We start from the raw sequence: 25,209 nt of genomic DNA on the forward strand, positions 1-25,209 counted from the left end.
GGCAACGATGCTTCTCGATCCCAGTGGCCGCGGGCCGACCGCCCGCCAACTCACCCTCGCCGGCCTCGCCATGCTGACCGCCATCGCCGGCGCGCTCTATCTGCTCGCCCTTCGCTACGACGGTCGCTTCGAAGCCAAGGTGCCGGTCACAGCGGTGCTCACGAGCACCGGCGACGGACTGCCCGAGAACGCGGATGTGAAATTCCGCGGCATGATCGTCGGCCGAGTCGATGCCGTCGACATCGTGGCCAAAGGCGACCAGCAGCGGGCCGCGATCTGGCTGCGACCCGGCATCGCCTCCGCTATTCCGGCCAACGTCGCCGCTCGGGTCATCCCGAACAACCTTTTCGGCGTGACGGCGATCGAACTGGTCGACACCGGGCCGACCACGCAGACCTTGCGCGCGGGAGCCACCATCGCCGAGGACACCAGCGCGACAACCGTGCAGCTCCAAACGACATTGAACGTCCTGCGCAACGTCCTGAACAACATCCAGCCCGAGAAATTAGGGCGGGTACTGGCCACGCTCGCGGCCGCACTCGACCCTGCGGCGCGGGTGCCCGGTTCGACAATCGAGCGCCTGGACCACTGGATGACCGAGGTCCGCGCACTGCCCGCCATGGCGGATCTCCTCGGTGATCTGGGGCGCGCGGCGACCGCGCTGAGCCAATCCGCGCCCGAACTGGTCGGCGTGCTGTCGGAGTCGGTGACCACGGCCAAGACGCTGACCGAGGAGCGTGCTTCGCTCATCGCGATGTTGACCAGCGGCGGCGCGGCGGTCGACACGGTGAATTCGCTGTTCGCGGCGAACCCGGATTCGGGCAAGTTCCTGGTCTCGGGATTGAACGAGTTGTTCGGCAGCCTCGCCAAGGACACCGAAGCAATTCCGTTCGCGATATCGAATCTCAACACGGCACTGCAGCGGCTGCTCCCGGTGTTCACCTTTGGTTCCAGCCGTCAGATGGCGTGGAAAATGGATGTGAGTTTCACGCCCTTCCAGCAGTACACAGCGAAGGATTGCCCGCGTTACGGAGATGTCGCCGGCCCGCGGTGCGGCGGCGCCAGCGTGCCGGAAGTTGCCCCGGAACAACAGTATCCGCAGCAGATGTTGCCGCAGCACCTCGCGTCGGCCGGGCCCGCCCCGGTCCTCGCTCCCGGCGTCCTGGGCATTCCCGGCGCGCCGGCCGTTCCCGGACTCCCCTCGCTGCCGATGGTCCCCGGGCTCCCCGTTATCCCCGGCATCACCGCACCTGCCGCGCAGACCACGCCCACCACACCGAACGGGACCGCCGGTCCTATCGCGTTGCGCGGCAACGCCGCGGTCGCGGCGGTCGTCGGCGGCGAACCCACCATGGCGCAACTACTGCTGCTGGGACCGGCACTACATGGCGGATATATCGAAATCGCGGATGTGCCGACGACGGTGAGTGAGAAATGAAGTCAGGAAAGGCACTGATCGGATTCAGCGCGTTCGCCGTGCTCGCGGTAGCGCTGACCTACACGATGTGGTCGACCCTGCAACGCTCGATCGCAGGACCCACGAACGACTATTCCGCGGTATTCACCGATGTGCTCGGCCTCCGTGTCGGTGACGACGTACGTATGGCCGGTGTTCGAGTAGGCCGAATCGACAAGATCGACTTCACCGATGGCTATCGGGCGCGCGTCGACTTCCGCCTCGAGGACGACCAGCACCCGACGACCACCACCACGGCACTCGTGCGTTATCAGAACCTGATCGGGCAGCGCTATATCGCGCTGCTGCCCGGCGCGGAGCGCGGCACACCGATGCGGCCGGGCGAACAGATCCCGGTCGAACGCACCGAACCGTCGTTCGACGTCTCGGCGCTGTTGTCGGGATTCGAGCCACTGTTCAGTGTGCTGCAGCCCGATCAGGTGAATTCCTTGTCCGAGACGCTGATTCAGGCTCTGCAGGGCAACGGCGTATCGCTCAGCTCGTTGATCGTGCAGGCGGCGGAACTCGCGGGCACCTTCGGCCAGCGTGATCAGATTCTGGGCGACGTGCTCACCAACCTCAGCAGTGTGGTCGAAGGCCTGGCCAACCGCAGCGGCGAGCTGGAAACCCTGATCACTCAGGCACGCGCGCTGATGGAAGGCCTCTACTCCCAAGGAGAAGCCCTCAAAGGCTCGGTCGACCAGATCGCCACGGCCACCGACTCGCTGATGCAGATCATCACGACCGTGAAACCCGGACTGGTGCGCGCGCAGAACGATGCGACCGCGGGTGTCGCGCTGCTTCTGCTCAACGGCGCGGCACTGGATCAAGCGGCGTTCGAGCTGCCGACTTTCCTCAACGCCGTCGCACGTTTCTCCAGCTATGGCACCTACGGCAATGCCTACATCTGCCGGTTGGACGTCTCGTTGTGGGGTGTGCTGCTACCGCCGGGCCTGTTTTCCCAGGTCGGCGGACCGGCCCAATCGGAGGTGTGCCGATGATCGCGTCCTTGCGCAAACTACTGACCGGACTGTGGACCAATCGCTACCTGCGGTTGGGTCTGCTCGCCGCCGGAGCGGTCCTGCTCCTGGTTGTCGGCTCCACCGCCCTGTCCCGGGCGAAGTTGACCGACAAGACGATTCACGCGGAACTGGCGCAAGCGGCCGGGCTCCGAGCGGGTGCGACGGTGGATGTGTCCGGTATCGAGGTCGGCCAGGTCAGCGGGGTGCGATTGATCGGCGACAAGGTGCTCGTGGATATGAAGGTACGCCGCGATCTACGGCTGGGCCCGGACGCGCGGGCATCGGTCGAGATGTCCACCATTCTCGGCCGCCTGCACGTCGACCTGACTCCCGGCAATGGAAAAGGGTTGCCCGGCAATCGGATTCCGATCGAGAACACCACGGTGCCGTACAACCTCAGCAAGGTCATCCAAGATCCCCAGCACAAGAACTCCTTCGAACGGATCGAACGGATCGATCCGGCGAAGCTGCGCCAGGCGCTGGATCTGATGACCGAGCAGATGGGCGAGTCTCCCGAACTGGCCGTTGAGGCGTTGGACAGCATCGGCTCGCTCGCCAAGGTGATCAACGATCGCCGCGACGCCGTCGACACTCTGCTGAAGAGCATGGATGTGGTCTCGCAGCTGGCGTCGGACAACCAGAACAGCGTGCTGTTGTTGCTGACTCAGGGCGAGCGCATCGGTGCCGCGGTCCAGCAGCGCCAACTGGTGCTGCGCCAACTGCTCGACAACGTGGCGTCGTTGTCGGGGCTGCTGCAGGAGATGGGCTTGGAGAACAACAACCAGATCGGCCCGCTCATCGCCGATCTGAACACCATGTCGGAAGGTCTGGCCAAGAACCAGGCCAACTTGGACCGGCTCTACGAGATCGCACCCGTCACCCTCCGGCAGTTCAACAACGTGCTCGGTGACGGTCCGTACGGAAATGTGTACGCGCCGTGGCTCTTTCCGGACAACTGGTTGTGCTTCGCGCAAGTTACTCAGGGGTGCAAGTGATGAAAGGACGTATCACCGGCAAGCTGGCCGCACTGTGCGCCACCGCCATGATCGCGACGGGGTGCGGATTGGTGCCCGACAGCCTGACCACGCTGCCGGATCAGATTCTGGGTCAGCGCATGCGGATCAGCGCCGACTTCGAGAACGTGGCGGGGCTTTACGCCGGCAACGAGGTGGCGGTGCTCGGCGTTCCGATCGGGACCGTCGAAACCGTCACCGCCCGCGGCAGCTATGTCGAAGTGGTGCTGAGCATCGACGCGGATACCAAGATTCCCGCGGACGCCATCGCGGCGCTGGTGAATCCGCAACTGATCACCAACCGGCACGTCGAACTCGCACCCGCCTATACCGGCAACGGGCCGGTGCTCACCGACGGCATGCACATTCCGTTGCAGCGCACCAGGACTCCGGTCGAGCTCGACCGGATCCTGCAGAACTTCGATCAACTCGGCGCGGCGCTCAAGGGTGACAGCGAGACCGGTCCGATGGCCAGCCGGGTGCTCTTCCCGCTGCTCAACGGCAACGGCGACCGGTTGCGGGAAACCTTGGACGCGTTGTCCTCGGCCTTCGAGGTCACGCTCGCCAACAAGGATCAGATCGCCAACACCATCATCAAACTGAACGAGATCACCCAGATCATCGCCCAGAACGACCAGACAGTCCGCGATTTCAGCGGCCGGCTCACCGAGTTGGTCGATCTGATGGGCCAGCAGGCGCCCGGTCTGCAAGCGGTCATCACACAGCTCAACGACTTCCTGAACAACACCGCGGCGCTGGTGGGTGACAACAAGGACCAATTGGCCGGCGCGCTCTCGCGATTCATCGACATCACGGCCCAAATGCGGACCAACGCACGGGAGTTGACGGAGATCATCGACGTCGGTCCGTTGATGTTCCAGAACCTTTCGAACGCCACCAGTCGTGAGCACCGAGCACTGCGCTTGCACGGCTTGCTCGACAAAGTCGTGCTCGACAGCGAGGCACTGGCGTTGTTCTGCGACCGGGTCATGATGCGTCACGACGGTTGCCGTACGGGAAAGATCGCCGACTTCGGCCCCGACTTCGGGCTCACCGCGGCACTGCTGGGAATCACGGAGCTGAAATGACCAAACGAATCACCGCCATGGCGGCGGCCGTCGTGACCGCCGCGACCGTGGCCGGCGCGACCGGGTGTGCCGTGACCGTCCAGAACGTTCCGATGCCCAAACCCGGTATCGGCGCGCCCGGCTACACCATTCGCGCCTCCTTCCGCGACGCCCTCAATCTGCCTGATCGCGCCCACGTCAAGATCGGCGGCAGCGATATCGGTGTCGTCACGAAGATCAGCTCCAAGGATTTCGTCGCCGATGTCGAAATGCTGATCCGTGCGGACATTCAGCTGCCGCACGGGACCACCGTCGAACTCCGCCAGGCCACTCCGCTGGGCGACATGTTCGTGGCCATGACATTGCCCTCGGTCGCCGAGGCCGGGCCGCCGCTGCGTGCGGGCAACAGCATCGGGCTGGAGCAGACCGCGACCGGCGCATCGGTCGAACAACTGATGATGTCGGTATCGATGCTGGTCAATGGCGGCGGCATCAACCAAGCCGCGCGCATCACCTCGGAAATGAACTCGATGTTCGTCGGCCGGGGCCCGCAACTCGCGCACCTGATCACCGAGATGACCGCGGTCATCTCGGCCTTGAACCAACGCACCGGCGACATCGACAACGTCCTGGGCGGGCTGAACGTACTGGAGGGTGAATTGGCCCGGCGCAAAGCCGAACTCAGCCAGGCCGCCGACACTTTCCCCGGTCTGGTCGGGCTGTTCACCGAGAACAACCAGCGCATCGTCGAGCTGCTGACCAAAACGTCGACGACCATGGCCGCGCTGGAGGACTTCAGCGATACGACCGGCGATGACTTCGTCAGTCTCTTCGACAGCATTCAGCAACTCATGTCCGGTTTCGCCCGATCGACCGAGCTGACCGCCACGCTGGAGGGCCTGCACCAGCTCACTCCGCGCGTACTGGCCAGCATGGAGGGGCCCACCCTGGCGATCGCGGCGACAGTGTCGTACCTGAGCGTCGGCGCGCTCACCGACCCGTCCGGCAGCCGCTTGCCCGAACTGGCCGATGTTCCGGCCTTCATCGGCAGCTTCGCGCAGGTGCTGGAAAAGGTGTTCGGCCGCCTCACCAGTCCACCTCAGCCCGCGCCGACACCGCAAACGGATACACCGGCACAACCCCAGCCAGAAGCGTCCGAGGAGGGCCACCGATGAATTCACCGCTGTGGCAGTGGGCGGTGCGCCGCCGGATCGGCATCGCGAACGTCGGGCTGATCGTCGTCCTGGTGCTGGGCTGCGCGTACATCGGCGCGAATGTGTTGCGCTTCAACCCGATTCCGCACACCTACAGCGTGACGGTACAGCTGGCCACCTCCGGTGGCTTGATGGAAGGCAACGATGTCACCTTCCGCGGCACCCGGGTCGGGCGGATCGCGGAGCTGCGGGTGTCCGGCGACGGAATCGCCGCCATCGCCGAAATCGAGGACACCATACGCATTCCCGTCGGCGGCACGGTCGCGGTCGGACGGCTGTCGGCGGCGGGTGAGCAGTACCTCGACTTCCGCCCCGACACCGAGTCCGGCCCCTATCTGACGGATGGTTCCGTGGTGGAGCGCGCCGGCACCACCACACCGGTACCCATCCAGTCGGTGCTGGCCAACCTCGCCGAATTCATCGGCGGCATGAATCCCGAGCGGCTCACCGTCATCGTCGACGAACTGGACAAGGCACTCGCCGATGGCCCGGATCGACTGCGCAACATGGTCTCCGGGATCAGCCGGGCGATGGCCGGCCTGAACGACCTGCTGCCGCAGACCAGGCAGCTGCTGGAAAACCTTTCGGTGATCGCCGAGACCACCTCGCACGCGCAGCCGGACCTGGGCACGATCACCGGCGCCGGAACCACGCTGTTCGAGCAGCTCACCGCCTCCGACGCGGAGGTCCGCTCCCTGCTCGCCCTCGGCCCCGGCCAGCTGGCGACCATCGGCGGCTTCGTCGACGAAACCCAGGACCCGATAACGAATCTCGTGACGAATTTCGTCGCCATCACCAAAGCGGCGAAGTTGCGCGCGCCCGCGATCGCCGCGTTGTTCCCCTCACTGAGATTGTTCTCGGAGGCCATCGGTATTCCGGCGCACGACGGCGCGTACCACACGCTGGTCGACCCCTGGCCGCGGCCGTCTTGCGACTACGACACCATCCCCGTGGTGCCCACTCAGGTGCAGGACACCCGGGTGCGGCTCTACAACTACTGCGTCACCAACGATCCCGCGATCCAGGTGCGCGGCTCCGCCAACGCACCGCGCCCCAATGTTCCCGACAACGGGGCGACGGCACCGCCGGGTGTGACCGGCAACGAATTGTCCCAGCCTGTGCCCGGCCGATAGGAGATCCCATGAGTAGCAAGGAAACCGAACTGAAGAAGGTCGGCGGCGCCGAGAACGCCGCCGATGGCGTCAGCGAAGTGGTCGAAGGGCCGGAGAAAACTGTCGCTGCCGCCGACGACGATACGAAATCGATTGCCGGTGCGAAAGATACGCGCAGCTGGACGGTCACGCTGCCCTCCATCTCCCGGGCCGGCCGGATCGCCGTTCGCAGCGCGGCGGTCCTGTTGCTCGCGGCCGCGATCGCGAGCAGCGTCTTCTTGTTCCAGCGCAACGAACACCACAAGAATCTGCTCGCGGCCGAGGCCGACGCTCGAGCGGCGGCGTGCGCCTACGCGCCAGTGCTGGTCAACTACGACGCCAAGAAGCTCGACGACTACTTCACCGCCGTTCTCGCCGGCGCCACCGGTGAATGGCGTCAGCAGTTCGATGCCACCAGTAAGGATCTGCGTGAAGTGCTCGTCCAAGGCGAGGTGGTGGCCAAGTCCAGCGATGTCCAGTGCGCCATCCGCACCGCGGACGAGAACTCCGCCGAGGCCATCGTGGTAGTCGGGCAGACCATCACCAGCCTCGGCACCGAGGGAAAGCCGGCACCAGGACAGTTGTCGATGGTGATGCGCCTGGAACGTTCCGGCGACCGCTGGCTGGTGAACAAGCTCAATTCACCGATGGCGCAAATGCCGCGGTCGTGAGCAAGCCGCCCCATACCCTCGTGCCCGAGCCGGGCACGAGGGTGCGCTGTCACCCGATAGACCGGCGGCCCCGAACAGCGATGGCCGTTGTCGGATGAGTGCCACCCAGAAGTCGCCACGGCCCGTGCGCCGCCGCCCCAAGAACCGTCGAGCAATGATCGCCGCCGCCTCGGCGGAGGCCTTCAGCGCGCTCGGCTACCACGGCGTATCGATGGAAGACATCGCCACACGTCTCGACATCAGCTCCACAGCGTTGTACCGGCACTACCCGAGCAAGTACGCGCTGTTCCGGGAGGAGACGCTGCGCCTCGGCGCAGTCTGTGTCCAAGCCCTCGAGTTACCGGCCGAAGACCGATCACTGCCCGCCGACGAGCGCGCGAACCGGATCAGCGCCGCGGTGATCACCGCGGCCATCGCCAATCGCCGCAGTGCCGCACTAGTGCGATGGCAAGGCCGCTACCTGCTCGCCGAGGACCGCGCACAGCTCGGCGCCGATCTCACCACCGTCGGCAAAGCCGCCCGATCACTGCTGACCGAGCTCCGTCCCGAACTCGACGATGACGCCGAAGCCGTTCTCGCTCAGGCGCTGTTCAGTGTCGCGAGCAGTATCGGCGACCATCACCTCACCCTTCCCCCGAAGACCCTGGCCCGGAGAATGCGCTCAGCGTTCATCGCGATCACCTACTGCGAACTGCCACCGGAACAGATACAGCCCCACGCCGCGATGACGAAACAGCCATCGACATTCACACCGGAACTGTTGCTGCGTAAGTCGATCGAGCTCTTTCATGAACACGGCTACCCCAACGTGAGCATGGAGGACATCGCCGCCGCGGCGGGCCTGCTCGCACCGTCCGCGGTGTACCGGTACTACCGCAGCAAAAGTGACCTCCTCGCTGCGGCGTTCTACCGCGCCGCGAAACTCGTCTCCGATGCGATCGGGCCCGCGATCGCCGAAACCGAGACACCCAGGCAGGCCTTGAGCAAGCTGGTCGACCTGTACGTGGCAGGGTCGTTCGCCGAACGCGAGTTGACGTTCGTCTATTACGCCGAGATCGGCAACATCGCCTCCGACCAGCGCACCCAGCTGCGGAATATCCAACGGCTGAACGTCGATGAGTGGACCGAGTTGCTCACGGCCACACGTCCGGCCTTGTCCGCTGTGGAAGCGCGGCTGCTGGTCCATTCCGCACTGGCACTGGTAGTCGACCTGGGCCGGCGTTTCGGCTCCGAGGATCCGGCCTGCTCGCAGCCACGTGTCGCACACCTCATGCGCTGTGTGCTGTTCGGTCGGCACACAATCGACGTCGGGGCGCGATAAGCGTGGACTGACCGGAGTCGAGATGAGATGATTAAAGGAAATACTTATCACTCTCTCGGGAGGCCCCTGTGTCAGGCATGGCCGAAAATCCGCCACAGTCAGAATCTCCCGCGACGACGGCTGAGCCCAGGTCGGCGGACCGCTTCGTGGCCGGTCCCGCCGCCCTGCTCGGCGGTCCCGCGAATGTGATCATGCAGCTGAGCCTGCCCCCTGTCGGCCGGGGAGTTGTGGAGAGCAGCGTCGAAAGCGGCCGGTACAGCTTGCATCCGCGCAAACGAACGCGGACGACCCTCACCTATCTGGCCGTGGCCATGCTCGGCACAGACGACGAGCGAGCCGCATACCGAGAAGCCACCAACACCTCACATCGGCATGTCCGCTCAGGACCTGATAGTCCGGTGCGATATAACGCGTTCGATCCAGATCTGCAACGATGGGTCGCCGCGTGCCTCTACCGCGGCGCCGCCGACTCCCTCACCCTGCTCTTCGGGTCCATGGACGACGAATTCGCCGATGAGCTGTATCGCGAGTCCAGCCGATTCGGCACCACGCTGCAGATGCCACCGCAGATGTGGCCGCGGGACCGGGCGGCGTTCGCCGAATACTGGGAATCGCAACTGCCGAAGATCTCGTTCGACGAGGAGGTCAAGGCCTACCTGCTCAGCCAGGTCGTCGACCTCGGCCCTTATCGACGCAGGGAACGGTTGGCGTTCCGGGCTGTGAACCGCTTCTTCACCACCGGCTTTCTGCCGCAACACTTTCGAGATGAACTCGGACTGGATTGGGGGCCACGCCGGCAGCGCGCCTTCGAGCTGATCATGCGGGGTATCGGTGCGATCATGCGCCTCCTCCCCCCTCGATGGCGGCTGTATCCGCTCGACAGGCACCTGCGGGACATGCGCCGCCGGCGCGCCCTGGGTAAACCCCTGGTCTGACTCGAGCGGCGCGCGGCTTCCAGCTCACGGGATGGCGTCGTCCGCTTCGATGAGATTGCGCCGCAACAGTTTTCCAGTGGCATTGCGGGGCAGCTCATCGATGAAGATGACGTCGCGGGGCACTTTGTGGCGGGCCAGGTTCGCCTTGACGTAGTCCTTGATCTCCTGAGGATCGAGGGTCCCTGGCCCGCACGGCACGACGTATGCGGCCAACCGGGTGCCGAAATCCCGGTCGGGCACACCGATCACAGCGGCTTCCGCGATGTCAGGCCGGGCGACGAGCAGGTTCTCGACCTCGAGGGGAAAGACATTCTCGCCCCCGGAGACAATCATGTCGTCGTCGCGCCCGTCGATGTACAACCGCCCCTCGGCGTCGAAGTGGCCGACATCGCCGCTGGAGAGCATCCCATCGACGGTTTCCTTGTGCCGGCCGTCGGTGTAGCCGGTGAAACTGAGTCCGCTTCGCACGAAAATCGTTCCGACCACACCGGGGGCGGATATCTTCTCGCGTTGCGCGTCATAGAGAGCCACTCGGCAGCCGACCGGCGGACGACCCACGGTCCCGGGGGCAGCGCGCATGTCTGCGGGTGTGGCCACCGCGACGACGGCCACCTCGGTGGAGGCATACAGGTTATAGAGAACGTCCCCGAAGGCAGCAGCGGTGCGACGGCTCAGGTCGGGAGAGATGGCAGAGCCCGAAGCGAAGATCACGCGCAGACTCGAGGTGTCGTAGGCGGCCAGTTGCTCCGGCCCCAGGTCCACGATGCGCTGCAGCATGGTCGGAACGAGAACCAAGGTGGCGGCATGATGTTCGGCGATGTTGCGCAGCGTCTGGTGCACGTCGAACTTGCGCTGCTGGAACACGATCTTGTTGCCCAGCGCCCAGCCGAGGGTGAACTGCGACAGGCCGGTGCCGTGGAAGATGGGTGCCGCCATGACAATGGTGTCCGCACGCGGCAGCGGCACCCGATCCAAGAACTGCGCCGACTGCAGGGGTGAAACCTTGTCGCGCGGGGCACCTTTGGGCGTTCCCGTCGTCCCGCTGGTGAGGATGACCATGCCCCCGGCTCGTGCGGGTGCGGGCAGCGGTTCGCCGCTGTGTGCGGCGACGAGGGTATCGACGGTGTGGCGGTTCACGGCCGCGTCCGGCTCGTCGACCCAGGTGAGCACTCGCGGAGTGCCGGTAGGGATCGCGTCGAGCAAGTCGAGGAATTCGCTGTCGTGCAGGATCGCGGCGACCTTTTCCCGGCGTGCTACGTCGGCGAGTTGCGGTTTGGCGAACCCCGTGTTGAACAGCACCACTCGGGCGCCGAGTTTGCCGGCGGCCAGCAGGGTCAGCACCATGCCACGGTGGTCACGGCACAGCGCGGCCAGCACGCTACTCGGTCCGAGCCCGAGGCCGGACAAGCCGCGGGCCAGCGCGTTGGACTGCCGATCCAGTTCGGCGAAGGTGAGGGTCCCGCGCTCGTCGACGATCGCGGGAGCGTTCGGGCTGCGGCGCACGGCAAGGTTGAGCACGGTGACGAAAGGGCCCACCGCCGCCGCGTCACGCACCGAGCGCACAGTGTCGCCCAGGCGCAACGGGTCGAGCATGCCGCGCCGATGCAACACCCGCACGGCGGATACACCGTCGATCACGGTCCGAGCAACATGTCGTGGCGATCGTGCTGTCATCCTTCGCACCTTCCGAGTACTCGATCCGCATCATGCCGATGCGAGTGTCACGCGAAGCTGCACACTCCCGCGTGAGAATATCCCATAACTTAACTCTTCAATACACCGCCTTGTCGAGCTATAGCAAGCAATCGACTTGTTGACGCGTGATGGAATAGGTGATCACTTACCCGCAGAACCCGCGAGCGAATCGGGTTGCCTACTCATGGCCTCGGTGAGAGACTGAGCGAAATATCATCTCATCGACTCATGGAAGTGGCGCGTCTATGCAATCCGTGCCTGCACAGCAGACGCCGGAGACAGCGGACTCCAGCGCACCGGCGCGGCGCCGGACGTACATGATCGGGCTCGGCGCGCTGCTGGGCGGCGCCGCCAACGTTGTCATGCAGTTGGGCAACCCCGCCGTCGGCCGCGGCGTGCTCGAAAGCGTCGTCGAAAGCGGCCGATACGATCTGCACCCCCGCAAGCGTGGCAAGACCACGCTGACTTACCTGGCCGTCGCGATGATCGGCACAGAGTCCGATCGCGCCGCCTATCGCGAGGCGACGAACAATTCGCATCGGCACGTGCGATCGTCCTCGGACAGCAAGGTCGCCTACAACGCCTTCGATCCGGAACTGCAACTGTGGGTCGCGGCATGCATATACCAAGGGATACGCGACTATCTGACGCTGTTCTTCGGCAGCCTCGATGCCGCGACAGCGGACGATCTGTATCGGGAATGTGCCCGGTTCGGCACCACACTGCAGATGCGTCCCGAGATGTGGCCCGCCGATCGTGCGGCTTTCGAGAGGTACTGGGAGTCGAAGGCCGGCGCGATCTCCATCGACGATGAGGTCAAAGCATATCTACTCGACCAGGTGGTGAATCTGGGACCGCACCGGCGCAGCTATCAGATCGTATTCGCGCCGGTGCATCGCTTCTTCACGACCGGCTTTCTGCCACAACGGTTTCGCAACGAACTCGGCCTGCCGTGGAGTCCCCGTCGCCAGCGGACATTCGAAGCCATCATGCGCGCGTTCGGTCAGCTGCTGGTCAGGCTGCCGGTCCGCTGGCGGCTGTACCCATATGAGAACTACCTGGCCGATATGCGTCGTCGGCGCGCCCTCGGTAAGCCGCTGACGTGAACCATCGGGGCACACCCGCCTCGTGGTCACCACAGTCGGAATCGGCTCGGCAGGGGCGACAACCTGACATATGTTACTAGCTATAATGTCGATATGCTGCGCTATACCCGCAGATCAGCATTCAGTCCTTTCGGCCTAAGTTATGATCTATTCACACCAACTCAAGGAGGAGCCGGTGCTGACGGATCACGACAGGGCCGATGTGCTGCGAGACTCGGACGGCTCGCGCTTTCCACCGATGACGCTGCAGCGGGCCGGTCGGCGCAGACCCACACCGGGCCGTTGCCGCAGACGCGAGCCGCACGTCCGCCCACCGCACACGCGTCGCCGCCCGCGTGATCTACACCCGAGCAGGTCCGAGACATGCGAACAGTAGACATACGTCGCACCATCCCGGCGCCCATCCACGATGTTTTCGACTGGTTGACCGATGCCACCAACTATGCGCGTGTCCCGGTCGTCCATCGCGTCACCCTGGTGCGGCCGGGCGACCTCAACGGCCATGGCGTGGGAGCCGTGCGCAGAGTTCAGACACCGCTGCTATCCCTTACCGAGCACATCGTCGACTATCGACCGCCCGTACTCATGGGATACCGCATCACCGAGTCCTGGCCATTACTGCACCACGAGCAGGGATACATCGCCTTTCGAGAAGCGCCCGGAGGCACGCAAGTGCGCTGGTATACGCGCTACGAAGCGGCCGCCGGATGGGCACTCACGCTGGCACTGCAACCAGTCATCTACGCGGGATTCGACATCGTGTTACGCACCGCGGCGCGAGAACTTCGCACCTGCGGTTGACCAGGGGAAGGAGCTGGCGCCATGGGATCCTTGGTGCTGAGCAAGGAGGTGCCCGGCACCCCCGAGGCGGTCTTCGACACGATCGCCGATCCGGCCAGCTGGGAGAGCTGGTTCAGCATCCATCGCAGTTATGTACGCCGGCCGCCCGAACGGCTGAGTAAGGGTGCCACCTTGGTGTCACGGGTCGTCGTCCTCGGGATGGACAACGAATTCGAATGGACGGTCGAGGAGTTCGACGAGCCGCACCAGATCGTGCTACTCGGCAGCGGAACCTCCGGTGTCCGAAGCGAATTCACCTACTGGCTCCGGCCGACGGAGACCGGCACCAATGTCACCGTCGGCGGCGTGTTCACCGGACCGTTGATCACCACCGTGCTCTCGAGCGTCCTCGAACGGCACGGCCACGACGAACTGGGGCACACTCTCGACCGACTCGCCGCCTTGCCGGTGTTCGACCGGCACTGAGTCAACCGTCCTTGCGCGAAATACAGACCAGCGCAACCAGATCCCAACTTTTCGCCAACGACAAGCACCATCGAACCGTATGTGTGGTGAGTCCAGCGCCTCGGCACACCGCGCGCATCGTGACGCCAGCTGCCCCGCTTCCCGACGAGGTCCCGGGCGGCAGCCAGAAGTGCTGAACGTGGAAGATTTCTCAGTAACTTATGTAGCCAGAAGCTGGCCAGGAAACGGGGCCAGCTCGACCAAACATGCACCAAGAGACAGACATCTGCCGCCTGGCTCGCATCGGCAACCGACTCTACTGCAGATAATACGAGGCAACTTCGCCGTTGACGCGCAATCCGCCCTCTGAGAGACTGACACGGATCGCACCTCAAAGCCTCGACGCTTCGCCATCGCGCGCGCGACCGCCCTGGCTGCCGTCGGCAGGCGCGACCGGAGAGGACCGCCATCACCGTGGAATTACAGCCTGACGAGTCGAATTACTCTGCCCTGCACGGCGGTTCGTTCGTCACCACGGAACCTCCCAAACCTCCCGTGCGCAATGCGCGGGCGAGTGCCCATGACATGAGAGGCGGCGCTGAAATGGCACTGCTCAATCCGAAGACAGAGACGTTCGCGGAATTCGATCCGGATACCCGGGCACTGCTGCGGTCGGTCGTCGACTTCTTCGAGACCAAAGGCAAGCAAGCGCTGACAGCGGACGCGTATGCCGCGCACTGGTACGAGGATTGGATGGAGTTCCTCGCCGAGTCACGCATCCTCGCCTACTTCGCCACGCCGAAGGCGCACGCGGGCACCGATGCGGGCAAGCGCTGGGACACCGCGTTCATCTCGCGGTTCAACGAGATTACCGGCTTCTACGGCTCCCAATACTGGTATGCCTGGGGCGTCTCCACGCTCGGCCTCGCGACGATCTGGCAGAGCGCCAACAGCAAAGCCCATATCCGCGCCGCCGAGGAGCTCGACCGTGGCGGCATCATCGGGTTCGGATTGTCCGAGAAAGACCATGGCGCCGACATCTACGCCACCGATATGTTGCTCACCCCGGACGGAGCCGGTGGTTTCACCGCGAGTGGCAGCAAGTACTACATCGGTAACGGCAATGTCGCCCGCATCGTGCCGACCATCGGCCGTCGTACCGACCTCGACGGCCCCGACGCCTACGTCTGGTTCATCGCCGACAGCCAGCACCCGAGCTATCGACTGATCAAGAATGTGATCCACGGCCAGAACTTCGTCAGCGCCTACGATCTGGCCGACTATCCCGTCACCGCCGACGACATCTTGCACACCGGGCGAAAAGCATTCGACGCCGCGCTGGCCGCGGTGAACTGCGGCAAGTTCAACATAGGTATGGTCGCACTCGGCATCGTGCAGCACTCGTTCTACGAAACGATCAACCACGCGAGCACCAAGATCCTTTTCGGCCATCCGGTGACCGAATTCGGGCAGGTCCGGCAGATCCTCTGCGAGGCCTATATTCGTATGAACGCCATGCGGCTGTACCACGAGCGCGCGATCGATTACATGCGCTGTTCCAGCCCTGAGGACCGCCGCTTCGTCCTCTTCAATTCGATCGGCAAGATGAAGGTGACACGCGAGGCGGAGCGTGTCTATCGAGCGCTATCGGATGTCATCTCCGCCAAAGGGTTCGAGAAGGACTCGTACTTCGCGATGGCCCGGGGCACGATCGATTCGATGCCGAGGCTGGAGGGCACCGCGCACGTCAACATGGCGCTCACGTTGAAGTTCATGGCCAACTTCCTGTTCAATCCGGCGACACTGCCGCCGGTGCCGGTGCGCCGCGACCCCGGCGACGACGAGGCGCTGTTCCGCCAGCCGAGCGCCGCCGGTTTGGGCAAAGTACGTTTCGCGGATTGGCGCGCGGCCTACGAAAAGTACCGGCATCTGCCGAACGTGGCGATATTCATCGAGCAGGCCGAACGGTTCACCCAATTCGCCATCGAAGCGCCGCCCACCGAGGCTCAGCTCGCGGATCTCGACTACCAACTCGCCGTCGGCGAGTTGTTCACCATGCTCCCGTACGGTCAGCTGATCCTCGAGCAGGCGACCATCACGGGTACCTCCGAAGATATCGTCGAAGCGATCTTCGAGATCTTCGTCCGAGACTTCTCCACCTACGCGCTCGGTGTATTCGGCAAGCCGTCCTCCACTGCCGCGCAGCAACATTGGGCGCTGGACGTGATCCGAAAGCCGGCCGTTGACGAGCAACTCTCGACACGGATCTGGGAGGAAGCCCGCGGCCATGCCGGCACCTACGAGATGAACCCCTAGAACAACAGCGACATGTAGGACGTCCGGCTCGACGTTTCCAACCACCATCAGGCGTGGACCTATCCGAGTAAGACCCTGGTGCAAAACGTCCCGGTTCCAGCTGGAACCGGGACGTTTGTGTCCAAAGGTCGACGTACACAAGCGCCTCTCTTCGGTCATTTCCTGCGACCACGTTGTCCTCGGAGGCGTCATCAATGCAGTGCAGTTGCCGGCCTCGTCTCAGTTGAATGGCCATGGCCTCCAATCAGCTAAGCGAACCCCTGCCATCATTACGTCGCGCCGAGCGAGACAGTATTCGAGTTTTTTACCACTGAAAGCTGCTTCGCATTCAGCTTCCAGGTCGCGGGAAAGTTGATTGTCGCATTCTTCCAAGACGTTATTATCTTGTGCGTGCTCGTAGCACTTGTCGTGCACGGCACAGGCTCCTCGAAAGTCCGCGTCCGTGGGACTCGGCCACTTGACCTGGTTTTCTCCGTTGTGGCCGTTGCCGCTGTAGCTGCAGTAGTCGTGGATCTGTTTGCGTGGGCCGTTCGGGTTGTACTCGTATCCCTGCGGCACTCGGACTGCGCGGCCTCCGGATCCGGGCTCAGCGAAGGCCAAGCCGGATCCCGAAATCGTGAGGGCCACAGCGGCTGCCACGAACAGGCCGCGGCCGGTTGCGCGCCAGACACGGCCGCGCCGTGCCACCGCGGAAAAGAAGGTGCTGTCCTGCATGGCGGTTTTCCTTTCATTGAGCGTGTCAACGCCTGCTCAGCTGGGCATAGGCGAACATGCCCGCAAGTGGGATGGTCGTTGACCCTGACATTGAGCACTAGTTGGGCTCGCACCCGATATTCGTTACCGTCCCCGGGGTACATGGCGGCAGCGGCACCGCTGAGCCACTGGCGCCGACAGTCCGTGCGACCTCTCGCAGGATCTGTGTGAAGGGGTCGTCTGCACCGACAACGGCGGTCACGTTCTGCTGCTCGTAGGGTTGCGGTGCGGCTGCAGCGATCCCGCCACCGCAAAGAGTCAGGGCCGCAGTCAGCCCGATCAGGGCCGTCGCTCGGACCCGGGTGCTGGAGCTGGTCGTGGATCGTGCGGCGACGTCCTCGCTCTTGATGTGGCCCATGTCGGTTCTCCTAAAGAGTGATTCCCGGAGGGATTCAGTTGGCTGCCAGCGTCATTGGTGGCGCGGCTTCTCCACAGTGGCGGGTTGTCCGGAGGCTGGCCAGTGTGTCGACAAGGGTCCATACAGGTCCATACACGCAGGTCATACCTGCCAGGCGTGTGGCGCGGGTATCGATGTTGGGCAACCACGGGACGGGAGCCGATAGCGGGTGTTCAATGTCTGCGTGAGCGATCGGGGCGGGGTGTCACCGGCAATGGATCCAGTGCAGATCGAGTCTCGAGAACAGTTCGGTGCGGTACTCACCCGGCTGCGCCGCGAGGCGGGTCTGTCGATTCGCAAGGTCGCGGACCGGGCCGGCGTCCCGGTGCCGACGCTAGGCGGCTGGTATGCGGGCAACGCCGTTCCAGCGATCGACGCCGCGGCCTATCTGGAATCCGTGCTGAAGGTGTGTGGGGCGACTGATCGATTCGAAGAGTTGTGGGAGGCAGCGAACCGGATCCGGGGTACCGCTCGACCGGCGCGTCCGGCGAACTCCCCGTATCGCAGTCTCGAACCCTATCGGGCACAAGACGCTTGTCTGTTCTTCGGACGTGAGGACCTGATCGAAGAACTCAGCACCCGCGTGGGGCGAGGACTGCGTGGTGAGGGAACCCGTTTGATCGGAGTGCTCGGCTGTTCGGGGTCTGGCAAAACCTCACTGTTGCAGGCCGGGTTACTGCCCAAACTCGACGTACCGAACCGGTATTTCGAGCCAGGCGCCGATCCTGGCGATCGCCTCGATATGGCGATGGCATCCGACGGCACCGAGGGGCCGGCGGTGCTGGTGATCGACCAGGCCGAGGAATTGTGGACCTACGAAGATACCTCTGGAAGTTCCGAGGCCCGGATGGTCGTGGCAGGCGAGTTCGTGGACCGGCTCGTGGGATTGACCGAAACCGGGAAGGTCGTAGTGTTCGCGATGCGCGCGGACTACTTCGCACGGGCGCTCGAACTGCCTGTGTTGCGGGCAGCGTTGACCACCGACGCGGTGGCGGTGGGTCCGATGACTCGTCAGCAGCTCGAGCAGGCCATCGTTATGCCCGCGAAGGGGGCTGGCGTGCACGTCGAGCCGGCCCTACTCGCACTGCTGTTACAGGAGCTGGCCGTCGCTGGTGGCGGCGCGCACGATCCAGGGGCGCTGCCGCTGCTCTCACATGCGTTGCACGCCACCTGGATCGGACGCACCACTGCCTCGGAGCGACTCACAGTCGAGCACTACCGCAGCGCGGGCGGTATCCGCGCCGCGATCGAACTGACCGCGGAGAAGGTATGGAGCGAACTCGATTCCAAGGAGGCGCAAACCGCGTGTGAGCGACTGTTCGTGCGCGCGGTGCACCGCGGCGACACCGCGCTGGCCCGCATCACCGTTGACCCAGCCGAATTGGACTGGCCCGACATAGACCGCAGAAACACCGCAGCGGTCATCGACCGATTTGTCGCCGCTCGCCTGCTCACCATGACCAGCAGCGGGGTGCAGATCACCCATGAGGCGTTGCTGCACACCTGGCAGCGGCTGCGGAGCTGGCTTGCCGAGGACGCCGCCGGGCACGCCATGCATACCCAACTGACAGCCCACGTGCGGAACTGGGACCGTCACGACCCATCGACCCTGCTCAGCGCCGCCCGCACCGAGGAGTATCAACTCTGGGCCGGCAAGCCGAGCCGCGGCCGGAGCCTGACCGTGCTCGAGAGCGAGTATGTGGCGGCCAGCGCATCACATCACGCCGCAGTCGCGCGCGCGGAATTGTGGCAGCTGCGGCGCTTATATGCGTTGTCGGCGGCATTGTTTCTGGTCGCGGTCATCTCGATCGCGGCGACGGTGTTCGCGGTGCGCTACTCACGCAGCGAAGCAGCTCAATACCGGATATCGCATGCTCACGAACAAGCATCGGCATCGTATGTTGTGCGTTCGGGCGCCCCCGATGTCGGTGGTCTGCTCGCGGTCCAGGCTTTTCGCGCCCAACCCGACGTCCAGACCCGCAGCGCTCTGCTCGAAACTCAGGCCGACCGCTTTCTCGGCCGCATCTCAGTGGGCGACTTCCCTCTGTACGGAGTGGCATCCAGCCCCGACGGAAAGCTGATCGCGGCCTCGGGCTTCGACGGGAAAGTCCGGTTGTGGGACGCTCGAACTCGGCGGGAACTGACTGACTGGGTAGCAGCTCCAGAGGGAGGTTCCGCCGTGGTCTTCAGCCCTGACAGCACAAAGTTGGCTCACGCCCAGGGCGGCACCCTGCGGGTGTGGAGCCCCGTCGACTACTCCCTCCGCGGCGAACGACAAGGCATCGAAGGCGGTATGAGCAACCTCGCGTTCAGTCCTGACGGGCGCGTACTGGCCGGCTTCGCGAAGAACGCCTACGGAACCACCGTCCTCCAGTTCCTCGATCCTGCGACCCTGTCCCCCCTGCCCACCCCGCCCGGATCCATCAGCGGCGCGGGATCGCTGGCTTTCAGCGCGAGTACCGGAATCTTCGCCGCCGCGGGCACCGGGCCCGTGCAGGTATGGCCCAGCCTCGATACCGCGCCGATCACCCTGAGCCGCTCTTGGGCCGAGCGCGGTGTTGCTGCCCTGGCGCTCAGCCGAGACGGGCGCGTTGTGGCCGCCAGCGACAACGATGGCTGGGTCACCTTGTGGAACCTGGCCGATGGCGGACGTGAAATCGCGACAAAGAAATTCGACTCCGCGGCGTATGGCTTGGACTTCACCCCCGACGGCTCCGTACTCGCGATCGGTCTCGACAACCGCTCGGTACAGCTGTTGGACACCGCGTCCGGCCAGGCACCGTTCGCGACGCTGATCGGTCACAGCAACTCTATCCACCGCATCGCTTTCACCGAGGTCGGCGACACTCTGCTGACCGCGAGTTCGGATGGCTCGATCGGAATCTGGGATACCTCCGATCTGACCCTGCGCTCGGTACAGCCGATTTCACCGGTGTCCGCGCTGGCGCGCGGCCGAGACAGCGCGGCCCTTACAGCCGCAACTCGCGATGGCAGCGTGCACCAGTGGAATCCGGCGGGCGGGTATCGCCGCCAGTTCGATCCCCGCTGGCGTGAGCCGGCCGCAGCAGCGTTCGTCCGGAACGACCGATCTTTGGTCATCGGCGGCCAGCACGGCCTGTCCGTTCTCGACACCACAAGCTCAGCGGTGACCCTACTGAGTGCGGCCGCCGTCGTAGGCGTCGCTGTCAGCGCCGACACCTTTACCCTCGCAGTCGCTTTCGATGACGACAGCATTCAACGGTGGGACACCCGAAGCTGGAACCAACTGGCTCCGGTACCGGTACCCGAGGGTCAAGTTCTCACCGGCCTCACCTTCGGTGGCAATACGATGCTCGCGGCCACCGCTTACACTGACAATCTGCTGGTCTGGGATCTCTCCGCCACCGAACCACAGTTGTCGATGCTCCGAACCCACGTCACCGCAGCAGCATTCAGCCCGAACGCTCGATTTCTCGCTTACGCCAACATGACCGGACAGATCAAGGTGTACGACATCCAGGCGAACGACCGCCTGGACAGGGTTGCGGACTACGATCTGACCGTGTTGCACCCTGCCGCGCCCGACCGGAGCGCCGTCGGACGGCGCCACACCACCAATTCCCTGACGTTCAGCCCCGATGGCCAGCTACTCGCCGCAGCCAGCAACGACGGTCTCACTCGCATTTGGGCCGCCAACCAGCGCGCAGGCTTCACACCGCACGCCATCCTGCAAGGCCATAACGGTGCAACCTCCGCCGCAACGTTCGAATCCACCAGCACTCATCTCGTCACCGCCGGCGAGGACGGCGTACTACGCCGTTGGAACCTCGACACCGACATGGCCTCGACCCAGGCGTGCTCCGCGGCCGCAACGTCGGATCAATCGAGATGGCTCGAGCGTGACACCGCCCTACTCGACGCAGATAGCTGCTAACCCTCCTCAACGGCGCAGGTCGGCACCTACAGCCGTGAACTGGGTGTATGGACTTATATGGATGGCCGCCGAACCATGGCCGTCGCTCGGGCAGGCAGACAATCTGGATAGACCGGGATACCCGGCAACCACTTTGATTCCGCGCAGCGGAGCCACCAACTAGGAGGACCTGAGATGAGCACGGGTAACCAGAAGAAAAGAAATCAGATAATTCGCAGTTCGATCGTGGCCGGCACTCTCGCGATATTGGTATCGGCATCGCTGGGGATGGGATCAGCGGCAGCAGGCAATGCGCTCGTCACGGTCGCTCAGTGTAGAGATGCCGGCGGCCAAGCTATCCGCGATGACAACAGCATCGTCGATCCTGGCGACTACATCGACTGGGCAAGGTGCTATAATCCCGGCGGGCCCTACCACGACTACGAAATTGCTCGTTGATTAAGCGAGCGAGACGCTAGTCAGCGGCTTGGTGGAGGAACAAACCCGATCGGCCACTTGGTTGTGTGGTCATAGCGAATATTGCGCAGTATCACATCGGTTAGGTTTGACCGGCTCATATCCGAGCCGGTCAAATCTGTACCTATCAATTCTGCGCCGCTGAGGTTCGCGTCGGTCAGTACGGCACCAGTGAGGTCGGCCTTTGCAAGGACAGCATTGTTCAAGAAGGCGGAGTTGAGGTTGGCCATCGACAGTTTCGCACTGGCCAGATTTGCCATCTGGAGGCGGGCGTCGAGCAATTGTGCCCCGCGCAGGTCTGCGTCGCTCATATGCCCGCAGGTCAAGTCGGCGCCGGATAGGTTGGCGCCCTGAAGTCGCGCCGACCTCAGCACCGAGTACCGAAGATCGCTGTCCACCAGACTGATCGGATCGGGCCCATCCTTCGCAGTGTCTCGCCGACCGATAACAGTCAACGCGGCCTGCACATCCGGGAGATTAGCTCCCTTGGCCCCACATGAAGCGAGATTGTGCTCGGAGGAAGCACGATGAGTCCGAACGAAGGCGCTGACCACTTCGAAAATCAGCGATTGATTCGACACCCGGCTCGGTGGTGAGTCTCTGGCCAGCCACTCCAACGAGTAGATGCCACCGAGCCGAACATTCAACTCCGGCGACCCGAGATGCTCGGTTGCTTTGGCGAATCGGTCGGTGAACCAGGTCTGCTGGGAGAGGCTGTACTGGTTGTGGGTCGCGCGCAGGGATTGACCAGTGAACCACAGTGCTGCCACTGCGGTTGCCGCTGTAGCCAACGCGGCGACCTTCAACCAGCCATCCCATAGCAATGCCTGGTGAAGATACTTGCCAGCGGCCGATACCGCGCCACGCCATCCTCCCTGAGAGGGAGGCGTCGGTGGCGCCGGATCCGAGGGTTCCGAGGTCACGTGGAGCTCCTTCGGTCAGCACTCACATTCGAACAGGCCCGATCTTTCCAGGTTGATCGCCTGTAGCGCAGGCGTTTTCGCGGCCTCACCGACGAACTTCGCCGGGTCGAAATGCATCCAACTCGAGTTTGATCGCGTTCCAGTACCCAACCCCGTGGCAGCCAGTTCAGCAGGTTGATCATGCCCAATTGCGCTGCGATTACTGCGATGGTGGAAGCAGCACAAAGCCCGGCTCCAGTGGAGCCGGGCTTCGGCTATATCAGGTGTCGACGTCCAACAAGCGCCTCTCGGCGAGTGGTCGCTCGTAGCGACGAATGGGGTGCGGCCCGGGGCTGTCCGAACGCCGACAGCATGTTCAACGGCGAAAGGCCGTACTCGATTCCGCCGGCGACTGTGATCCCCATCGCGGCGTCTACCGGGGCCGGTACATCGAGGCTTCACAGTTCTCGTCGAGCGGGTGGCACGCTGGGCCGGAGGCGACGCAGGAGTCCGATGTCGCCGGTGATGGCCAGGCCGCGGCTTTTCGCTTCGGCGGGGTCGATGCGGTGGGCGAGGAGGCCGACCGCTGCGTCGGGTGGACCGGTCAGGACGAGGTCGGGGGCGCCGGCCTGGCCCGGGTGCACGCTGATCTCACCGTTGGCCGAGCAAATGGTCATGGGCTGTTCGTCGCATCGCACTTCGATCGTCAGGTCCGGGCGGGTGGGATCCTGACCGGGGAACAGGGCAGCCACGGGGTGGGCGATCCAGTGGCCGCGGAATGTGTCGTCCTCGGCCATGCGAGCCATGAGGGGGCCGGCCCATCCGGCGATCGCGGATACCACCTCACGCAAACCTTCGGCGGAGGCTGTGAGCTGGTAGTGGTCGTCCTCGGTCTTGGCCACCAGTCCGTTGGTTCGCATCACGCGCAGGCGCGCGGCGAGCAGGTTGGTGGCGATACCCGGAAGTCCATGGGCGAGTTCGCCGTACCGGCGAGGACCGTTGAGTAGCTCGCGAACAATCAGCAGCACCCAGCGGTCGCCGATGACATCGAGGCCGCGCGCCAACGCGCAGTACTGATTGTAGGGTTTCATATAACAAGCTTATATGGTTTAAACAGTAAGGTCCAGGTACTTGTTTTTTCAAAGTCCGCCCTCGTAAGCTGCTCCTGTCGGGGGCCTATCGCCGACCACCTATCGAGGAAGGTCAGCCCCATGGCACCACTCACCGAGCAGGTTCGCGCACTGTTCGACGGCAAGAATTTCGCGGTTCTGTCGACGCTGGAACCGGACGGCAGACCGCATTCGACGGTGGTCTGGGTCGGACGCGACGGAGACGACCTGCTTTTCGCGCTACCCAGAAGCCGCCGTAAGACCGCCAACCTGAGCCGAGACCCACGAGCGGCCGTGGTGATCTTTGATGCCGCCGATCCGTATAGAAGCGCACAGGTGCGCGGAACCGCGTCCCTCGAAGACGACCCAGCCGGTGCGCTCATCGATTCCCTGTCCCACAAGTACCTGAACGGCCCCTACCCCGGCTTCGCCGGACCGGACCCGCAATGGGTCATCGCCAGAATCACAGCGGACAAGGTCATTACGACCTGGCCGAACTCGTGAACCTCCCGGTACCAGGCTCTAGTTTCTGCGCTGTCGCTACTTGTTGTCGATCCGTCCGATCGGATCGGCGGTCCCGGCCAGCTCGGCCTGCACCTTTTCCCATGCGGCAGAGTCGATTCCGAGGGCGTGACACAGGTAGGCCCAGGCGGCTTGCCGGACGAGGGCAACGCGTTCGGGGCTCTCATCGGTAGTGTCCGCGGCGTTGTAGCCGTGAATTCCGCCGAGCATATGTTCGCCGCCGAACACAGTGAGCAGACTCCGGGCGCCGGGGCTGTGGGTGTATACATCGGTGAACCAGTCGGGCCCGCGGGTCGAGAGCTGGGACTGATCGCGATCGCCCGCGACCACGAGAACCGGCGTGGCCAGACCGCGGAAATCCGGGTTCATGAAAGCGAAGTTCGCCGCGGCGAAGGGCGACAGGTCGGCCCCGCCCAGACCGGTAGTCGCAAGCAGCACACCAGCTTTCACCCGGGCATCGGTCATATCGGGGCCAGCTTGCCCGTCCGCGCCGAGGACGCGGGCGCCGAGCAGCATACCGACGGTCTGTCCACCCCAGGAGTGCCCTGCGACGGCAATGCGCTGGCGGTCGGCACGCTCGGCGAGTCCCGGGACCGCGGCGAGGACCTGATCGAGTTCATCGAGAACCCGCACGACGTCCGCGACGCGGACACGCCAGATGTCCGGATAGCGCGGATCGGCGGGAGTGATGCCGAGCGTCTTCGAATCGAGGAATGTGGGTTGAACGACGACGAAACCACTGCCCGCCCAGTAGTCGACCAGAGGGTCATAGGAAGACATGGACTTACCGAAGCCATGGGCGAGGACGACGATCGGCAGGCCGGATCCGGAGACGGGTGCGGATACCCGGACCTGGAGGTCGGCACCGCGCTCCGGCGCGGACAGCGTGACAGGTTTGATGCTGATGATCGGTGCGGACATGCGAATTCCCCTTCCAGGGCGATA

General features: G+C 64.2%; 21 protein-coding genes. 16 read left to right on the top strand and 5 right to left on the bottom strand.

What is annotated here, in order from left to right; genetic code table 11:
• Positions 1 to 7 precede the first annotated feature (7 nt).
• The 9 genes from BJ987_RS29655 (at position 8) to BJ987_RS29695 (ending at position 9,850) form a co-directional block, all read left to right on the top strand.
• Positions 8 to 1,438, top strand: coding sequence for an MlaD family protein (locus BJ987_RS29655; protein WP_209896354.1), 1,431 nt, complete (start codon positions 8 to 10; stop codon positions 1,436 to 1,438).
• A complete protein-coding gene (locus tag BJ987_RS29660; protein ID WP_209896356.1) occupies positions 1,435 to 2,457 on the top strand; it encodes an MCE family protein in 1,023 nt (340 codons plus the stop codon). Before BJ987_RS29655 ends, BJ987_RS29660 begins: the two co-directional genes overlap by 4 nt.
• Positions 2,454 to 3,473 (top strand): MlaD family protein, encoded by a 1,020-nt coding sequence (locus BJ987_RS29665; protein WP_209896358.1) that lies wholly within the window; start codon positions 2,454 to 2,456, stop codon positions 3,471 to 3,473. The genes BJ987_RS29660 and BJ987_RS29665 overlap by 4 nt, the downstream gene beginning before the upstream one ends.
• Positions 3,473 to 4,579: an MCE family protein gene (locus BJ987_RS29670; RefSeq protein WP_209896360.1), complete on the top strand. Its 1,107-nt coding sequence runs from the start codon at positions 3,473 to 3,475 to the stop codon at positions 4,577 to 4,579. The genes BJ987_RS29665 and BJ987_RS29670 overlap by 1 nt, the downstream gene beginning before the upstream one ends.
• Positions 4,576 to 5,733, top strand: coding sequence for an MCE family protein (locus BJ987_RS29675; RefSeq protein ID WP_209896362.1), 1,158 nt, complete (start codon positions 4,576 to 4,578; stop codon positions 5,731 to 5,733). Before BJ987_RS29670 ends, BJ987_RS29675 begins: the two co-directional genes overlap by 4 nt.
• The gene (locus BJ987_RS29680) at positions 5,730 to 6,905 is read left to right on the top strand and encodes an MCE family protein (RefSeq protein ID WP_209896364.1); all 1,176 of its coding nucleotides are present in this window, start codon (positions 5,730 to 5,732) and stop codon (positions 6,903 to 6,905) included. Before BJ987_RS29675 ends, BJ987_RS29680 begins: the two co-directional genes overlap by 4 nt.
• Positions 6,906 to 6,913: 8 nt before the next feature.
• On the top strand, positions 6,914 to 7,594 hold the full coding sequence (locus BJ987_RS29685) for an Rv1363c family protein (RefSeq protein WP_209896366.1): 681 nt from the start codon (positions 6,914 to 6,916) through the stop codon (positions 7,592 to 7,594).
• A gap of 94 nt (positions 7,595 to 7,688) precedes the next feature.
• A complete protein-coding gene (locus tag BJ987_RS29690) occupies positions 7,689 to 8,915 on the top strand; it encodes a TetR/AcrR family transcriptional regulator (RefSeq protein WP_209896368.1) in 1,227 nt (408 codons plus the stop codon).
• Positions 8,916 to 8,992: 77 nt separating this feature from the next.
• Positions 8,993 to 9,850 carry an oxygenase MpaB family protein gene (locus BJ987_RS29695; protein WP_209896370.1) on the top strand — a complete coding sequence of 286 codons (858 nt, stop codon included), beginning with the start codon at positions 8,993 to 8,995 and terminating at the stop codon, positions 9,848 to 9,850.
• A 24-nt stretch (positions 9,851 to 9,874) separates the two neighbouring features.
• On the opposite strand, the gene BJ987_RS29700 is transcribed toward BJ987_RS29695, so the two are convergent.
• Positions 9,875 to 11,524, bottom strand: coding sequence for an acyl-CoA synthetase (locus BJ987_RS29700; protein ID WP_209896372.1), 1,650 nt, complete (start codon positions 11,522 to 11,524; stop codon positions 9,875 to 9,877).
• A gap of 266 nt (positions 11,525 to 11,790) precedes the next feature.
• Here BJ987_RS29700 and BJ987_RS29705 point away from each other — a divergent pair, with 266 nt between their 5' ends.
• From BJ987_RS29705 to BJ987_RS29720, 4 genes are all read left to right on the top strand, one after another.
• Positions 11,791 to 12,651, top strand: a complete 861-nt coding sequence (locus BJ987_RS29705; protein WP_209896374.1) for an oxygenase MpaB family protein — start codon at positions 11,791 to 11,793, stop codon at positions 12,649 to 12,651.
• A gap of 363 nt (positions 12,652 to 13,014) precedes the next feature.
• Positions 13,015 to 13,452: an SRPBCC family protein gene (locus BJ987_RS29710; RefSeq protein ID WP_209896376.1), complete on the top strand. Its 438-nt coding sequence runs from the start codon at positions 13,015 to 13,017 to the stop codon at positions 13,450 to 13,452.
• 21 nt (positions 13,453 to 13,473) lie between these two features.
• A complete protein-coding gene (locus tag BJ987_RS29715; RefSeq protein ID WP_209896378.1) occupies positions 13,474 to 13,917 on the top strand; it encodes a type II toxin-antitoxin system Rv0910 family toxin in 444 nt (147 codons plus the stop codon).
• A 582-nt stretch (positions 13,918 to 14,499) separates the two neighbouring features.
• The gene (locus BJ987_RS29720; protein ID WP_209896380.1) at positions 14,500 to 16,212 is read left to right on the top strand and encodes an acyl-CoA dehydrogenase family protein; all 1,713 of its coding nucleotides are present in this window, start codon (positions 14,500 to 14,502) and stop codon (positions 16,210 to 16,212) included.
• A gap of 219 nt (positions 16,213 to 16,431) precedes the next feature.
• Here the strand turns inward: BJ987_RS29720 and BJ987_RS29725 are convergent, their stop codons facing one another.
• Complete coding sequence (locus tag BJ987_RS29725) at positions 16,432 to 16,926, bottom strand: hypothetical protein (RefSeq protein ID WP_209896382.1); 495 nt, start codon at positions 16,924 to 16,926, stop codon at positions 16,432 to 16,434.
• Positions 16,927 to 17,546: 620 nt separating this feature from the next.
• Between BJ987_RS29725 and BJ987_RS29730 the strand changes: the two genes are divergently transcribed.
• Positions 17,547 to 21,275 carry an nSTAND1 domain-containing NTPase gene (locus BJ987_RS29730; protein ID WP_209896384.1) on the top strand — a complete coding sequence of 1,243 codons (3,729 nt, stop codon included), beginning with the start codon at positions 17,547 to 17,549 and terminating at the stop codon, positions 21,273 to 21,275.
• Between the two features lie 174 nt (positions 21,276 to 21,449).
• Positions 21,450 to 21,713 carry a hypothetical protein gene (locus BJ987_RS29735; protein ID WP_209896386.1) on the top strand — a complete coding sequence of 88 codons (264 nt, stop codon included), beginning with the start codon at positions 21,450 to 21,452 and terminating at the stop codon, positions 21,711 to 21,713.
• A gap of 20 nt (positions 21,714 to 21,733) precedes the next feature.
• Here the strand turns inward: BJ987_RS29735 and BJ987_RS38120 are convergent, their stop codons facing one another.
• On the bottom strand, positions 21,734 to 22,654 hold the full coding sequence (locus BJ987_RS38120) for a pentapeptide repeat-containing protein (protein ID WP_209896388.1): 921 nt from the start codon (positions 22,652 to 22,654) through the stop codon (positions 21,734 to 21,736).
• Between the two features lie 437 nt (positions 22,655 to 23,091).
• On the bottom strand, positions 23,092 to 23,724 hold the full coding sequence (locus tag BJ987_RS29745) for a winged helix-turn-helix transcriptional regulator (RefSeq protein WP_209896390.1): 633 nt from the start codon (positions 23,722 to 23,724) through the stop codon (positions 23,092 to 23,094).
• Positions 23,725 to 23,844: 120 nt separating this feature from the next.
• Between BJ987_RS29745 and BJ987_RS29750 the strand changes: the two genes are divergently transcribed.
• Positions 23,845 to 24,246 (top strand): PPOX class F420-dependent oxidoreductase, encoded by a 402-nt coding sequence (locus tag BJ987_RS29750; protein WP_209896393.1) that lies wholly within the window; start codon positions 23,845 to 23,847, stop codon positions 24,244 to 24,246.
• Between the two features lie 36 nt (positions 24,247 to 24,282).
• Here BJ987_RS29750 and BJ987_RS29755 read toward each other — a convergent pair whose 3' ends face one another.
• Entirely contained in the window at positions 24,283 to 25,185 is a 903-nt protein-coding gene (locus BJ987_RS29755; protein ID WP_209896396.1) for an alpha/beta hydrolase family protein, read from the bottom strand.
• Between the last annotated feature and the right edge of the window lie 24 nt (positions 25,186 to 25,209).

The sequence above is a fragment of the Nocardia goodfellowii genome, from assembly GCF_017875645.1.
GTDB lineage: Bacteria > Actinomycetota > Actinomycetes > Mycobacteriales > Mycobacteriaceae > Nocardia > Nocardia goodfellowii.

Bases quoted from the DNA above. Each gene is read 5' to 3' on its own strand.
- BJ987_RS29660 (WP_209896356.1), top strand. From the start codon at position 1,435: ATGAAGTCAGGAAAGGCACTGATCGGATTCAGCGCGTTCGCCGTGCTC.
- BJ987_RS29720 (WP_209896380.1), top strand. From the start codon at position 14,500: ATGGCACTGCTCAATCCGAAGACAGAGACGTTCGCGGAATTCGATCCG.
- BJ987_RS29725 (WP_209896382.1), bottom strand. From the start codon at position 16,926: ATGCAGGACAGCACCTTCTTTTCCGCGGTGGCACGGCGCGGCCGTGTC.
- BJ987_RS29705 (WP_209896374.1), top strand. From the start codon at position 11,791: ATGCAATCCGTGCCTGCACAGCAGACGCCGGAGACAGCGGACTCCAGC.
- BJ987_RS29665 (WP_209896358.1), top strand. From the start codon at position 2,454: ATGATCGCGTCCTTGCGCAAACTACTGACCGGACTGTGGACCAATCGC.
- BJ987_RS29700 (WP_209896372.1), bottom strand. From the start codon at position 11,524: ATGACAGCACGATCGCCACGACATGTTGCTCGGACCGTGATCGACGGT.
- BJ987_RS29745 (WP_209896390.1), bottom strand. From the start codon at position 23,724: ATGAAACCCTACAATCAGTACTGCGCGTTGGCGCGCGGCCTCGATGTC.
- BJ987_RS29695 (WP_209896370.1), top strand. From the start codon at position 8,993: ATGGCCGAAAATCCGCCACAGTCAGAATCTCCCGCGACGACGGCTGAG.
- BJ987_RS29755 (WP_209896396.1), bottom strand. From the start codon at position 25,185: ATGTCCGCACCGATCATCAGCATCAAACCTGTCACGCTGTCCGCGCCG.
- BJ987_RS29750 (WP_209896393.1), top strand. From the start codon at position 23,845: ATGGCACCACTCACCGAGCAGGTTCGCGCACTGTTCGACGGCAAGAAT.
- BJ987_RS29710 (WP_209896376.1), top strand. From the start codon at position 13,015: ATGCGAACAGTAGACATACGTCGCACCATCCCGGCGCCCATCCACGAT.
- BJ987_RS29690 (WP_209896368.1), top strand. From the start codon at position 7,689: ATGAGTGCCACCCAGAAGTCGCCACGGCCCGTGCGCCGCCGCCCCAAG.
- BJ987_RS29680 (WP_209896364.1), top strand. From the start codon at position 5,730: ATGAATTCACCGCTGTGGCAGTGGGCGGTGCGCCGCCGGATCGGCATC.
- BJ987_RS29655 (WP_209896354.1), top strand. From the start codon at position 8: ATGCTTCTCGATCCCAGTGGCCGCGGGCCGACCGCCCGCCAACTCACC.
- BJ987_RS29715 (WP_209896378.1), top strand. From the start codon at position 13,474: ATGGGATCCTTGGTGCTGAGCAAGGAGGTGCCCGGCACCCCCGAGGCG.
- BJ987_RS29670 (WP_209896360.1), top strand. From the start codon at position 3,473: ATGAAAGGACGTATCACCGGCAAGCTGGCCGCACTGTGCGCCACCGCC.
- BJ987_RS29685 (WP_209896366.1), top strand. From the start codon at position 6,914: ATGAGTAGCAAGGAAACCGAACTGAAGAAGGTCGGCGGCGCCGAGAAC.
- BJ987_RS29675 (WP_209896362.1), top strand. From the start codon at position 4,576: ATGACCAAACGAATCACCGCCATGGCGGCGGCCGTCGTGACCGCCGCG.
- BJ987_RS29735 (WP_209896386.1), top strand. From the start codon at position 21,450: ATGAGCACGGGTAACCAGAAGAAAAGAAATCAGATAATTCGCAGTTCG.